The organism is Collinsella sp. LCP19S3_C9 (assembly GCF_052121575.1).
In the GTDB taxonomy this organism is placed as follows: domain Bacteria; phylum Actinomycetota; class Coriobacteriia; order Coriobacteriales; family Coriobacteriaceae; genus Collinsella.
In genome coordinates, this window is record NZ_JBQKDZ010000004.1 from 108204 (window position 1) to 121999 (window position 13796).

At 56.7% G+C, this 13796-nt stretch carries 10 protein-coding genes, 6 tRNA genes and 1 pseudogene; all 17 read right to left on the reverse strand.

Translation table 11 applies throughout. The annotated features are described in order from the left end of the window. Positions 1-161: 161 nt before the first annotated feature. Positions 162-779 carry a TetR/AcrR family transcriptional regulator C-terminal domain-containing protein gene (locus ACTQXI_RS03245; RefSeq protein WP_441548323.1) on the reverse strand — a complete coding sequence of 206 codons (618 nt, stop codon included), beginning with the start codon at positions 777-779 and terminating at the stop codon, positions 162-164. 28 nt (positions 780-807) lie between these two features. Beyond that, on the reverse strand, positions 808-1446 hold the full coding sequence (locus ACTQXI_RS03250) for a 4'-phosphopantetheinyl transferase family protein (RefSeq protein ID WP_441548324.1): 639 nt from the start codon (positions 1444-1446) through the stop codon (positions 808-810). A 149-nt stretch (positions 1447-1595) separates the two neighbouring features. Then, a tRNA-Val gene (locus ACTQXI_RS03255) sits at positions 1596-1670 on the reverse strand. A 3-nt stretch (positions 1671-1673) separates the two neighbouring features. After that, a tRNA-Gly gene (locus ACTQXI_RS03260) sits at positions 1674-1749 on the reverse strand. A 33-nt stretch (positions 1750-1782) separates the two neighbouring features. Then, entirely contained in the window at positions 1783-2049 is a 267-nt protein-coding gene (locus ACTQXI_RS03265) for a hypothetical protein (protein ID WP_441548331.1), read from the reverse strand. Between the two features lie 41 nt (positions 2050-2090). Continuing rightward, positions 2091-2807: pseudogene (locus tag ACTQXI_RS03270) on the reverse strand (alpha-amylase family glycosyl hydrolase); the annotation flags it as partial. Between the two features lie 522 nt (positions 2808-3329). Continuing rightward, a tRNA-Gly gene (locus tag ACTQXI_RS03275) sits at positions 3330-3405 on the reverse strand. A gap of 42 nt (positions 3406-3447) precedes the next feature. Beyond that, a tRNA-Cys gene (locus ACTQXI_RS03280) sits at positions 3448-3521 on the reverse strand. A gap of 35 nt (positions 3522-3556) precedes the next feature. Beyond that, positions 3557-3632, reverse strand: a tRNA-Gly gene (locus ACTQXI_RS03285). Between the two features lie 105 nt (positions 3633-3737). After that, positions 3738-4484, reverse strand: a complete 747-nt coding sequence (locus ACTQXI_RS03290) for an anti-sigma factor antagonist (protein ID WP_154517428.1) — start codon at positions 4482-4484, stop codon at positions 3738-3740. An 81-nt stretch (positions 4485-4565) separates the two neighbouring features. Continuing rightward, a complete protein-coding gene (locus ACTQXI_RS03295) occupies positions 4566-6911 on the reverse strand; it encodes a GAF domain-containing SpoIIE family protein phosphatase (RefSeq protein ID WP_441548325.1) in 2346 nt (781 codons plus the stop codon). Between the two features lie 59 nt (positions 6912-6970). Next, positions 6971-7060: transfer RNA gene (locus tag ACTQXI_RS03300), tRNA-Leu, on the reverse strand. A gap of 590 nt (positions 7061-7650) precedes the next feature. Continuing rightward, a complete protein-coding gene (locus tag ACTQXI_RS03305) occupies positions 7651-8679 on the reverse strand; it encodes an ABC transporter ATP-binding protein (RefSeq protein WP_154517434.1) in 1029 nt (342 codons plus the stop codon). Next, the gene (locus ACTQXI_RS03310) at positions 8680-9771 is read right to left on the reverse strand and encodes an ABC transporter ATP-binding protein (protein ID WP_154517437.1); all 1092 of its coding nucleotides are present in this window, start codon (positions 9769-9771) and stop codon (positions 8680-8682) included. A gap of 2 nt (positions 9772-9773) precedes the next feature. Then, positions 9774-10664 (reverse strand): ABC transporter permease, encoded by an 891-nt coding sequence (locus ACTQXI_RS03315; RefSeq protein WP_370450642.1) that lies wholly within the window; start codon positions 10662-10664, stop codon positions 9774-9776. Positions 10665-10723: 59 nt separating this feature from the next. Continuing rightward, a complete protein-coding gene (locus ACTQXI_RS03320) occupies positions 10724-11761 on the reverse strand; it encodes an ABC transporter permease (protein WP_304212150.1) in 1038 nt (345 codons plus the stop codon). A 157-nt stretch (positions 11762-11918) separates the two neighbouring features. After that, a complete protein-coding gene (locus tag ACTQXI_RS03325) occupies positions 11919-13595 on the reverse strand; it encodes a peptide ABC transporter substrate-binding protein (RefSeq protein ID WP_441548326.1) in 1677 nt (558 codons plus the stop codon). Positions 13596-13796: the final 201 nt, after the last annotated feature.

Genomic DNA, 13796 nt, shown 5'->3' on the forward strand with positions numbered 1-13796 from the left:
TGTTGTGGGACAAAAAGCCGCTATGTGTCCCATCATTTGGTACACATAACTTAATTTCGTTCCAAATAGCAGATAAATGACCATGCTTAAAGCCGATTCATAGGGCCGGAGCACTTTGAGTTCACTGCATGAGCAACCGTTCATCCCTAAAAAACAGCCGCTCACCCGAGCAGCTTTTCAAAATCGGGAATACGTGGGTGCCAATGGCGCGCGGCATCGTCGACAAACAGCGGCGCATAGAGCATGCGATTGAGCGCAGCGGCAACGGTGCGTGCCTCCAAATCAGGACGGACCTCGAGCCAGTACTGGATAAGGTTATGGTGACCCGCGAGAGCAAAAGCCAGATACAGGTCAAGATCGGTCTCATCAGAAAATGTTGAGCGCAGACGGTCGCGAAAATACTCATGCATGAAAATCGTAGCCTTATGCGTGAACACGGGATCCCCGTTTTCGCTGTTAAGCGCCAAAACTTTCGAGCGATTAGCCTTGAGGATCTCCATGCGCTTGATCATCGTGGGCGTAGGGTCCAGCTGCGCATCGCCAAAACGAGCCTCCAGCGCAACATCATTGATGTCCTGCATATTCTGCAGCAGCTCATCTTCAAAACGTTTAACCACATCATCGACAGAGCGATAACAGCGATAGAACGTAGATTTGGATGTATGGGCAAGGCGAAGTACCTCGGCCACCTTAATCGACTGCACCGGAGTTGTCGCCATAAGTTCAAAGACGGCATCCTCGATCCGTGAAGCAATATCGTTTTGAGCGTTCAGTGACATACCGGTCTCCCCTATTGGCGATTGGCTCCTATGCTACCCGAAAGGTGTGCTCCTTGAGGACGATACGAGGCGTAGAGCGCGCCGCACAAGAGATGACACAGCGACCGTATGTCACCGACGAAGTATTCCATCCGTCGGGCATACCATCTTTGCGAGGGTCAATCGAAAACCCGACGCCTTCAGCCTTGAGGATGGCCTCGATGCGCGTCCATACCTGGCACATGCGACGGCAGCGATCCCGCTGATTGCCCGCAGTGTCAATCCATGCACGCTCCTCGGTGGCTGCCATTCGACTAACCGCTAGGGGCGATACCTCATCCATCGACTCAATGTCTACGCCTATAGGTCCTCCAGATAACTGCGCGGCCTCAGAAACAGCAAGAACGACCGTACCGGCGGCATGCGAAATCGAAATGGAGGGGGCATTAGTATCTGCAAGTTCAGGCTTGCCAAATGAAGAGCACACAAGCTGCGTATCCTCGTAGACACCCAAAACGTCACGAAGAAGCGCACCCACACCGGCAGCTTCTCGACGAGAAGAATACGGAAGGTCATTGTTTAGAGCACGAGCGGCATAATGAGGTGATATCGGCGCAAGATCGACGATTGCACGGGGGTCAACCATGGAAACGCGGGCGACGTGCACGGTTATGATCAGAATAATCATCTCCCACGAGACCAAGAGGCCAATAACGACAAATTATGCTGGGCAGCAAATGCAACGTGAAAAGGCGACCGAGGTCGATAATTTGACGGCATATTATGTGTGTTTATAACAAAACAGTCCAGAAGCAAAGCCTCTGGACTGCGAACATTTGGTGGGCGTTACAAGATTTGAACTTGTGACCTCTTCCGTGTCAGGGAAGCGCTCTCCCCCTGAGCTAAACGCCCAAATGGAGCGGACAACGGGGCTCGAACCCGCGACCCCAACCTTGGCAAGGTTGTGCTCTACCAACTGAGCCATGTCCGCTTACGGGGATTAATCTTACGTGATGCCCGCATCCTATGCAAGAACTTTTTTTGAAAAGTTTTGCGACGCCCTCGCGAACCTCACGAAGACATCAGCCACCTCAAAAAGGCCGAGCTCCTCACCCTGATACACGTATGCCGAGCCCGGAAGCGCCAGCTCAAGCAAAAGGGCCGCCCGCGCGCGGCGCTCGCCGAGTTCACGGTCCTCGTCATAAGACGACCCGTCGCGTAAGAGCCAGTCGGGCGCAATCTGGCGGTAGCGCGTCGCCTTGATTTGCAGCAGGGCATAGCGCGTCGCCACTCGCGATAGATCTCGTGGACCTCGTTGCGGTCCCACAGCGGATGGGTGCCGTCGTCAACCATGTCATCGCCCTCGGCGAGATGCAACCGGTCGAGGTCATCGCGGTCGAGGCCCTTGGCGAGACCGTGCGCCACATCAATGCGAAAGCCATCAACGCCTCGATCGCTCCAAAACGTCAGGACGTCGCAAAAGAACGCATGAACCTCGGGGCATGACCAGACAAAGTCCGGCCGCTCGGGCGTAAACATATGCAGCTACCACTGACCGTCCGCAACACGCGTCCAGGCGGGGCCGCCAAAGTTGGCATTCCAATTGGTGGGAGGCAGCTCGCCATGTTCGCCGCGACCATCGCGGAATATATAACGGGCGCGCTCGGGCGATCCAGGGCCGGCGGCAAGAGCGGCTTTGAACCAGGGGTGCTGGTTGGATGAATGATTGGGCACGATGTCGACGATGACCTTGATGCCGCGTGCGTGAGCCGCAGCGACCATGTCATCGAAGTCGTCAAGCGAGCCGAGACGTGGGTCGACATCGCAGTAGTCCGCCACATCATAGCCACCATCGACAAGAGGCGATGGGTAAAACGGGCTCAGCCAGATGGCCTCGATGCCCAGCCGCTCAAGATAGTCCATCTGCTGGGTAATGCCCGCGATATCGCCCAGACCCGAACCAGTCGAATCCTTAAACGAGCGCGGGTAGATCTGATAGATCGCGGCATCGGACATCCATGGGTGCGAAGAGGACTTTTCTGTAGCCATGGAGCGCGCCTCCCTTGCAACGAGGTTTTGCGAGATGCCCACGATGATACGCCCAAAGCTGATATTCGCGGCAAACAACGCCACGGCCACGCCCCAAGACGCTCGCTCCCTCTCGGGTTCGAGCCTCCCGGGACGAATCGACCGATTAGTGAAAAGAACGGAAAACCCACTCCCCCGGCCACGACAGCGAGCGGGCTCCGGGTGCCCCAGGTTGCCGCGAAAGAGGAGGGAAGCGTACTTTATGTACGCGACCGACGATTGAGGGGCAAGATGGGGTGCCGGGGCTCGCGCAGCGTCAACAAAAAACGCGGTTCGTTAGAACCGCGTAAGATAGTTGGAGCGGACAACGGGGCATCCGCGTATCCGCTTCGCGGATCCGCACCGGCTTCGGCCGCCTGCCGGCGACCTCGCCAGCTCGCTACAAACGCTCCGCGTTTGCTTAACGCTCGCTCCCTCTCGGGTTCGGGCCTCTGCAATGGGTACGAAAAAGCCCGGCTACCGTGGTAGTCGGGCTGTTGTGCTTGGAGCGGACAACGGGGCTCGAACCCGCGACCCCAACCTTGGCAAGGTTGTGCTCTACCAACTGAGCCATGTCCGCATATGTAAAACAAAACGGGCGCCGGAGCGCCCGGATGTTGCCTGGAGGCGAAGCCCGGATTCGAACCGGGGGTAAAGGCTTTGCAGGCCTCTGCCTTACCACTTGGCCACTTCGCCGAAAAAGGACCGTTAAGAACGGTCCGGAAATGCAATGGAGCGGACAACGGGGCTCGAACCCGCGACCCCAACCTTGGCAAGGTTGTGCTCTACCAACTGAGCCATGTCCGCTTGCGGGTTATTAATTTACGCGAGTTATCCAAAAGACGCAAGTACTTTTTTCAAAAAAGTTGCCCAAAGCAAGTTCACGCAGGGAAATCATGTCGATTCAAGGCGCTAAGCGCACGATTCCAATGCCGAACTAAACAGCTTGACCATCCGAACGCGTGTGCCGGCACCATCCGTGCGACGGGCAACCTCCACATTATCGACGAGCATGCGCATAAGCTTGATACCGCGTCCGCGTTCCTCGGATGCCATCGGTTCGCTCGCCCCATCGATAGAATAGCCAGCGCCTCGATCAAGCACCTCAAGCACAACACGGTCCCCATAGGCCTGAATCGTCAGGATGCAGCCAACACCGCCCGCATGGTCATATGCGTTACCCAATGCCTCCCCCAACGCTAATGCGACGTCATAGCGCTCATCACGCCTCAGGGGAAGTGATTCGAGAAGCTCGGCCACACGGTGCCGATAATACGGGAGATTCTCGATGCCTCGCTGCACCTTGACGCTCTTGCTCCATCGCGGCAACTCCCCCACCGGAATGGCGGGAATCGACTCCCGCACCGGACCCGCAACATGAAGGATGTCGACAAGTCGGGCAATCTCCAAAAAGCGAACGACCTCATCGGAGGCGTTAACAAGCGAAAGCAGCCCTTCTCGTCTCATAAGCTCTCTGGCACGCGTAAGCAAAAACGCCAAACCCGTCGAGTCGATAAAAGCCACGGTCTGGCAATTGATGACAACACGGCGCACCCCCCGGTCGATTAAATTATCCAACCGTCGGCGCAGCTCGGGCACCGAGGCGATATCGATATCGCCCGGTGGCGTCAAAACCGCTATGTCATTCCACTCATTCATGCGACCATGGTTCCCCAAAAGAGCTCGCTCGATGCACACTTTTCTGCAACCGTTAGGATTCTGTATGCCCAACGTCGCGACCTACGATCGACCCCGTAAAAACTCAAGGGACACCAATGCAATGTCATCGTCCAGCGCCGAGTCGGTAAAGCGGTCAAGCTCGCCCAAGACCTTACCGCAGATGCCCGATACGCCCTCACCCGAAACAGAGAGTAGAAGGTCGCGCAGGCGTTGCTCGCCAAAGAAAGCACCCGAGCGGTCGCGTGCTTCGATCGTTCCGTCGGTATACATAAACAGCATGTCACCAGGATCGAACGTAAACACGCCCGTCTCGTACACCATGCTCTCAAAGGCACCGATCACGCCCGATTGGCACCCAAGGAGCTCCACTTCTCCCCCGCAGGTCTCTCCTCCGCCATGCGGCGTCGACGACGGCCTAATGACCATAGTGGGAGGATGTCCCGCAGAGCAATAGGTAGCGCGGCCCGCTTTAAGATCAATCTTGGCGATAAACGCCGTCACAAACGTCTCGACCCTCGAAAAGCCCATGAGCATGCTATTGAGCGAGCGGGCCATGCGAGCGGGTCCCGCACCCTCCCAGGCATAAGCCGTCAACGCCGTCTTGACGAGCGCCGACATCGACGCCGCCTCAATTCCTTTGCCGGAGACATCGCCCAATATCATAACGGCGCAATCGTCGGGAAGACGGATAAGCGTATAGAAGTCACCACCGACCAACGCCGAATTCGTTGCCGACAGGTATACCGAATCGGTTGCGATGCCCGGAACGTCGCCTAGCGAATTTCTCATGCCAATCTGAAGCGTCTGAGCGATATGACGCTCTTCACGCTTTTGAGACTCGCCCTCATAGATCAGCTCAAAGTCGTGTGCCAAATGCACCATGTAGTCGTATTCAAGGTCGTCGATTGGCTCCTGGCTGCCATCACGGAGCAGCAAAACGCGCCTCGTCGGTCCCTTGGCGATATCAGCGGGCACGATTGCATCGTTGCTTCGCGTACCATCCGCCTCCGAGTGGCAGCGCCCCGCCTCGATACCGGAGTCGACATAAAGTCCCTGACACGGCAGGCCGTGGGCTCTCAACCATGCGCCCATAGTCGTGGATTCGTCCACGCGCGTAAGGCGCACGTGCTTGAGGTCGTCGGCGCTCGTCCCACCCAGCACCGATGTCTCAAATCCATCGGAAATTGCCCCCAGGCGCGCCGCCGGCGTCGTGACAGAAAAGAAGAGTGACTCCGGATCGCCCGGCAATGCCACACGACTGCCGCCTTCAAAATCGATGACATAGGTTCCGAGGCCCGCATCATACTCCACGGGGCAGAAATGGCAACTGAGCACAGCGCAGATTTCGGTCGACACCGCACGCGAGGCGGCAACAGGATCATCGAGATAGGCAAACAACTCATCGCGCAGCACGTTGAGAGAACGGCCAAGCTCTGCCGTGCGACGTGAACGTAGACTCGATGCCATGCCGACTAGTTGGATGGAGAGGTAATCGCAAATGACCTCGAGCACGTTGACATCATAGGCAAGCGGCGCCTGCGGACGTTTCCAACCGACCTCCAACACACCGAGCACCTGAGTGCCATAAAACACGGGAAGACATATCTCGCTGCGGTATGGAGGCATATCTTGCACGCGTAGCAGGTGCTTAGAACGATTGTCAAGGTCCATAAACATACCCGAGGCAACCCTATCGCCCTCGAGGTCCTGCTGAATCGACAGGCGGCAGGCACGAGCCTCACGGAGCACATACGTCGGGATACCTGCACCATACGGCATAAACTCGGGCAGGTAGCTGTCATACAACTCCTTGGAAACACCGCGAAGCTTAAAACCGCCGCTCTCAGAAAAATAGATGGCAGCACCCGAGGCATCGAGGGTTCCTACAAGCTGGTTCAAAACGGTATCCAACAAACTAGGCAGCTCATCGGAGCCCACCGTGCTCATAATGACCGACAACGTGCCCGAGAGGCGCTTATTCGCCACTCTGAGCTCCGAAAGCGCACGCTTGAGCTGACGGTCATGCGAATACTGCTCTTCGATACTATGGAGCGCCACGAGAACACGCGGCGCACGGCGGCCAAAGATACGAGGCGGCGTAACCGAGCCGGCACAAACTAGGACGGGAATAAAGGAGCCGTCACTGAGCTTAAGCATCAACTCGCTCTCGGTACCATTGGTCTCAAAAGGAAGACGATGTTCTGTCGCGCGTTCAAATGCTGACGAGTACAAGAGATCTTTAACGTCCCCGTTGATCACATCGGAACGTTCCTCGCAGATCAAGTCGAGCAAGCGATTGTTTACATGCAAAATGGTTCCGTCGAGCTCGCAGATAATGACAGCATCGCTCGTAATATCGACCAATTGGGCAACGTCAACCCACTCATTGCGCTCAAGCGTTTCCATCGTGAACCTCACCGTCTATCGGTAACAAAAAAGCCTCCGAAGAGGCTTCTCAAATGCGATGGTGTCGGAGGCGGGACTTGAACCCGCATGACCAAAAAGCGGTCACTAGCACCTCAAGCTAGCGCGTCTGCCAATTCCGCCACTCCGACATGCTATATTGTTGATTCGCGGTTCGTTTTGTTGGACCCGCGCTTTCAACGAGGAAGATAATAACCTATGATTCGAGAACTGTGCAAGCACTTTTTTCAAAAAAGTTTACGAATTTGAAAATGCGCAGGTAGATCTATATGTCCGGGCCGGAATGGGGGCAACTTCCCAACGCGTCCTCGGGCATGCGGTACATTTTGATTCGCGCTTCGCGCTACAAAATGTACCGCCCCCTGCGGAATGCGTTGGGAAGTTGCCCCCATTCCGGCCCTACAGACACATACTCCAAGTACGATTCTCAAACATATACTGGGGCTGATGCAAATTTGGTGGCTCGGCTTTGCCGAGCCCTTATATAAGGAGGCCGGAGCTAAAGCTCCGGCCTCGCTATCTTTCCCATTAGATTAAGTGAGCGATCAGGGAACCGCATTCCACCTGCCGAGTTGCCGCAGGGCCTGCCCTGGTGTTGCTTTTCAGAACATTCCGCAGGACGGAGGAAGCCCCGCAGCGCGTAGCGCGCAGCGGGGCTTCCGACATGTCCGAGGACGTTCTGAAAAGCAACACCAGGGCAGGCCCGAACGATAACAACCGACTACAGGTCGATATGCGATTCCTTGATCGGGAACGGCTCGGCGAAGTGGCAGGCGCAGCAGTGGCCCGGAGCAACTTCCCTAAACTCGGGAAGCTTCTCGGAGCAGATGCCCTGCGCGATCGGGCAGCGCGTGTGGAAACGGCAGCCAGTCGGCGGATCCAGCGGTGACGGCGGATCGCCGGCGAGGATGATGCGCTTACGGGACTTTTGGATATCCGGATCGGGAACCGGCACGGCAGACAGCAGCGACTGCGTATACGGGTGGTGAGGCTCGCTATAGAGCGTCTTCCAGTCAGAAACCTCGACCACCTTACCCAGATACATAACGGCAACGCGATCGGAGATGTGCTGAACGACGGACAGGTCGTGGGCGATAAACAGATACGCCGTACCAAACTTGTCCTGCAGTTCCTTAAGCAGGTTCAGAACCTGGGCCTGAATGGACACATCCAGAGCGGATACCGGTTCGTCACAGATAATCAGCTTGGGCTTCAGCGCAAAAGCGCGGGCAATGCCGACACGCTGACGCTGGCCACCCGAGAACTCATGAGGATAGCGGTTGATGTGCTCGGGGTTCAGTCCGACAACGTCGAGAAGCTCGCGGACGCGCTCAATGCGCTCCTCCTTGGTTCCCACGCCGTGAATGGTCATGGGTTCGGAGACGATCTCGCCGATGGTCATGCGAGGATTCAGCGAGGCATAAGGATCCTGGAAGATAAACTGCATCTCGCGACGCATATCCTTGATCTCATGCTTGCTCATTTCGGCAACATCTTTACCCTGGAAGAACACCTTACCGGCGGTCGGCTTGGTCAGGCGCATGATGGTGCGACCCGTAGTGGACTTACCGCAACCAGACTCACCAACCAGACCAAAGGTCTCACCAGGATAAATCTCAAAAGAGATGTCGTTTACAGCAGAGACGACGCGCTTGGAAAAACGCTTGGCGAACATGCCGGACTCTGCGGGGAACTCCTTAGAGAGGTGCTCGACCTTCAGTAGCGGAGTGCGCTCGTTATTGTCTGCCATTTACGCCTCGCCTCCCTTCTTGGAATCCTTACGCGTGCGGGACGTCTCAGGGGCGTTCTTGAGGAACTCGGGGTCACCGGAATAATGGCACGCAGAATAGTGGCCGGACTCGGTGACAAAACGCTCGGGGCGCTGCTTGCGGCACTTATCGGTCGCATAGGGGCAACGAGGCGAGAACACGCAACCCTCGGGCAGGTTCATGAGCGAAGGCGGGTTGCCGTGAATCGGCGTAAGCGGCTTCTTCTCATCGATGGCCTGCTCCGGGATGGAGCGAATCAGGCCCCAGGTATAGGGGTGACGGCTCTCGTAGAAGATTTCCTCAGCAGTACCGAACTCGACGGGACGGCCGGCGTACATAACCATGATCTTGTCGGCCATATCGGCGACAACACCCAGGTCATGGGTAATCATGATGATGGCGTTGCCGTTCTTCTCCTGCATTTCCTGCATAAGCTCAATAATCTGAGCCTGGATGGTAACGTCCAGGGCAGTCGTGGGCTCGTCGGCAATCAGAATATCGGGATCGCAGGCAAGGGCCATGGCAATCATGACGCGCTGACGCATACCACCAGAAAACTGGTGCGGATACTCATTGACGCGTTTCTCGGGCTCGGGAATACCAACGAGGTCCAAAAGCTCGGTGGCGCGCTTGAGCGCCTCCTGCTTGGAGTAGCCACGGTGCAGGCGAAGGCCCTCACCCACCTGCTTGCCGATCTTATAGACCGGGTTCAAGGAGGTCATAGGATCCTGGAAGATCATCGCAATATCGTTGCCACGAATGTGCTGCATCTCTTCCTCGGTCATCTCGAGGATAGAACGTCCGCGATAGCGAACGTCACCGCCCTCAATCTTTCCCGGAGGCATCGAGATAAGACCCATGATGGTCATGGCGGTCACGGACTTACCGGAGCCGGACTCACCGACGACACCCAGGGTCTCGCCACGATCGAGCGTGTAGGACACACCATCGACAGCGCGAACGACGCCATCCTCGGTGTGGAAATACATCTTAAGGTCATCAACCTCGAGCAGATGCTGGCCCTCGGGAACCGGCTGGTCCTTCAGGTCCACATAGTTCTTGTTCTTCTTCATCCTTATGCGTCCTTCATCTTGACGTCGAGGGCGTCGCGCAGACCGTCACCCAGCAGGGTGAAGGCGAGCACCGTCGAGAGAATTGCCAGACCGGGCATGATCATCATCCAGGGAGCAGTCAGAAGATACTGCTGGCCGTCCTGAATCATGGAGCCCCACGAAGGCGTAGGCGGAATAACGCCCATGCCGAGGAAGGACAGAGCGGACTCGGTCAGAATGGCGCCACCAATGTTCATAGTCGCGTAGACCACGATGGAGGCAACGGAGTTCGGGAAGATGTGACGCACGACGATACGAGCATCAGATGCACCCATCGCGCGCGCAGCGTCAACATAGTCGTTTTCCTTGACCGTCAAGATCGCGGATCGGAAGACGCGCGCAATCGAAGGCCAGCCAAGAATACCGATGGCGATAAAGACGTTCTGAAGACCACGGCCGATAACGGCGATCATGGCGACAACGAACAGCACGTACGGGAACGCAAGGAAGATGTCCGCACAGCGCATGATGATCGTATCCCAGATGCCGCCGTAGAAACCGGCCAGAGCGCCCATGACCAGACCAATCACCGTGGAGATCGCAGTGGCCATAATGCCGACGGACAGCGAAACGCGTGCACCGTAGATAACGCGAACGAGAATGTCACGGCCAAGGGAGTCGGTGCCAAACGGGTGCTCTGCACACGGAGCCAGCAGCGACGTCTCGGCCATGGTGGTCGAATCGGAAGCCGTCGGCGAACCGAGCCAGGGCTTAGCCCACAGATCTGCGGTCAGGGCAACCACAACGACGATAATGATCCAGCAGACACCGATAACGGCGAGCTTGTTCTTACGAAGACGCTTAAAAGCGTCGCCCCACAGCGTGCGAGACTTGGCGGGAGCAGATGCGGCCATGGTGGCGGTAGCCTGCTCCTGAGACTGAGAATCAGTTTCCTGCATGAGACGTACCTCCCTTAGGCCTTATCCGACGGACCGCCAAGGCGGATGCGCGGGTCGAGGAATGCATAGCTAATGTCGACGAGCAGGTTGATCACCATGACGACGACGACGATGAGCGTAACGCCGCCCATAACGATGGGCCAGTCACGCATGCTAATGGCGCGATAGACCTCATAGCCGATACCGGGCCAGTTAAAAACCGTCTCGGTCAGGATGGCGCCCGAAAGCATGGCACCGAAGTCGACACCAATATAGGTAACGACGGGGATGAGTGCATTCTTAAGCGCATGCTTGATGATGATCGCGCGATTGGAGAGACCCTTGGCCTTTGCCGTACGGATGTAATCCTGGCTCATGACGTCAAGCAGCTGCGAGCGCATAATGCGGGCGGCATAAGCGGTCGAAACCGAAGCCAGCGTAATGGTCGGAAGCACATAGTGCATCCAATCCTGATACTGAGAACTGGAACCACCGGCACCCGAGATCGGCATGGAGAATGCACCGCCCGTGGCGTCCTTGAGAATGACGCCAAAGAACAGCTGCAGCAACATACCGAGCCAGAAGGCCGGGACGGCAACGAGGATCGACGTGGTGAGCGTTACCAAAATATCCCAGAAGGAATAACGCTTTACCGCCGAAATGATACCCGCACCGATACCCATGATTGCCTCGAGTACGATGGCGCATGCGGCAAGTTTGACCGTATACGGATACTTCTGGGCAAAGATTTCCGTAACCGGCAGCTTGCGCTGATAGGAATTACCCAGATCGCCATGAAGCAGGCCGTTCATGTAATACAAGTAACGGTCCACGAGCGACGTTTGAACGGGGTCGCCGTTCTCGTCAAGGATCGCGTTGCCGTCCTCGTCCGATTGGACCAGGTGATAGCGGACGCGAAGCTGAAGCTCCACCTCGGGGGACAGAGCCTTGTCTCCACCGATCAGCTTGATCGGATCTCCCGGCACGATATTCTGGAGGGCGAACAGAATCAGCGTAACGCCCAAAAATACCGGGATGAACTGAAGCACACGTTTAACGATGTACTTACCCATACCACTCCCCTATCTAGGGATTAACTTAAATGGGATGCCGATCGCCAGACCGGCATCCCAAAATTACCATCAGCCAGTTTACCCCAGGTTAGGGAGAACTGTATGTTTCCCATGAGGTCTACGTAAATACTTGACCCTCACGGAAGCTGCAAAACTCTTAGGCGAGCTCAGCGGTACCCAGATCGGCATGCTTCTGCGGATCGACATAGAGGTACTTGATGCGATCGGAGCCGGCGATGGTGTGCGTGTAGAACATCAGCGGGATGACCGGGCAGTCAGCAGCGACCATTGCGTCGGCCTCCTGCATCTTAGCGACGCGCTCTTCGTCGTCAATCGTGGTACGGGCCTCGTCGACCTTGGCGTCGAACTCGGGGTTGTTGTAACCAGAACGGTTGTCGCCACCGAGGGAGTCGGAGTGGAACAGCGGATACAGGAAGTTGTCCATGATCGGGTAGTCGGCAATCCAGCCCAGACGACCGAACTGATAGTTGAGGTTCTGGTACTGCTCGAGCAGGGCAGACCACTCAGGGGTATCGGAGACGGCGGTAATGCCAACCTTGGCAAGGTCACCGATGATGGACTCCATGATCTCCTTGTGGCCACCGTCCTGGTTGTAGGACAGAGTCACGTTAATGCCACGATCGCCGTTGGCGTCAGCGGGAGCAACCTTGTCGAGGTACTCGTTAGCCTTGTCGACGTCGTAGGCGCAGAACTCCCATGCGCCCTCCTTGTAGCCATCGATGCCCGGAGGAACAATGCCGTCAGCGGGGGTGCGGGTACCCTTGAAGATGGTCTTGCAGATGGCCTCACGGTTGATGGCCAGGGAGATACCCTTACGCAGATCGGCGTTGTTGAACGGCTCGGCCGTGGTGTTGCAGGTCAGGTAGTAGGTGGAAGGCTCGGCGCCGAGCAGCATGCGCTCGCCGTCGCCCATGGTGTAGCCGTCCTTGGACTCGCCGCGATCCTTCTTGGCGGCGTCGATCTGAGCAACGGGAACGTCGCAGATGTCAAGGTTACCGGCCTGGAACTCCTTGTAAGCGGTCTCCACGTCCTTGATGACCTGGAAGTGGATGCCATCGATTTTGGCCTTGTCGCCATAGTAATCGTCGAACTTCTTGAGGTTGATCTCCTGACCATCCTCCCACTTGCCGTCCATCATGAACGGGCCGTTACCGATCGGGGCAAGGTAGAAGCTCTTGACATCGGACTCGGCGCACTCGGGAACCGGGGACAGAGCCGGATGAGAGGCGACGAAGGGGAAGTCGGCGTAAGCGGAAGTCAGCTTGACGACGAGGGTCTCATCGTCAGGGCAGGTAACACCGCTGAGCTCAGTAGTGTTACCGGCAAGCAGATCGTCATAGCCCTCGACCATGGAAAGGTGATAGGAGACCTCGGAAGGACCATACTCTTGAGCGACAGCGGACTTGGTGCTGACCAGACGCTCCCAACCGAGCTTGAAGGACTTGGAGGTAACGTCATCACCGTTGTGGAACTTGGCCTTCTTGATCTTGAAGGTAAACTCGGTGGCGTCGTCGTTGGCCTCGAAGGACTCGCAAGCCAGCGGAACGATCTCGCCCTTCTCGGCGTCATAAGAGGTCAGAGCGTCAAAGAGCTGGTACTCGACCTGAGTGCCCTGGTCCTCCTGGACATTGTAGGGGTCGATGCAGACCGGGTTATTGATGTAGAAGTTCAGCGTCGAACCGGACTCAGAACCGGAAGCGTCGCCGCCCTTCTTGCCGCATGCGGCAAGAAAAGCCATGGAGCTCGCAGCAAGGGTACCGCCGACAAAGGCGCGACGACCCATAACGGGCTGGTGGAACATAGAATCAGCCATGCCATCCTCCTTATGAGATAGGACAAAGAAATGTTCAGTCGGACATATGTCGAGACAATCCGATCCGAACTATCGAAACGCCGCCCGTTGCTATGGCTGGTTATGCACAACAGGCCAACGTTTTCAATACAGTAGCGCATTTTATGCACGGTTTGGGGCTAATTCCGGTTAACGGTCGAGAATTTCTTTAGTTGGGCGCAG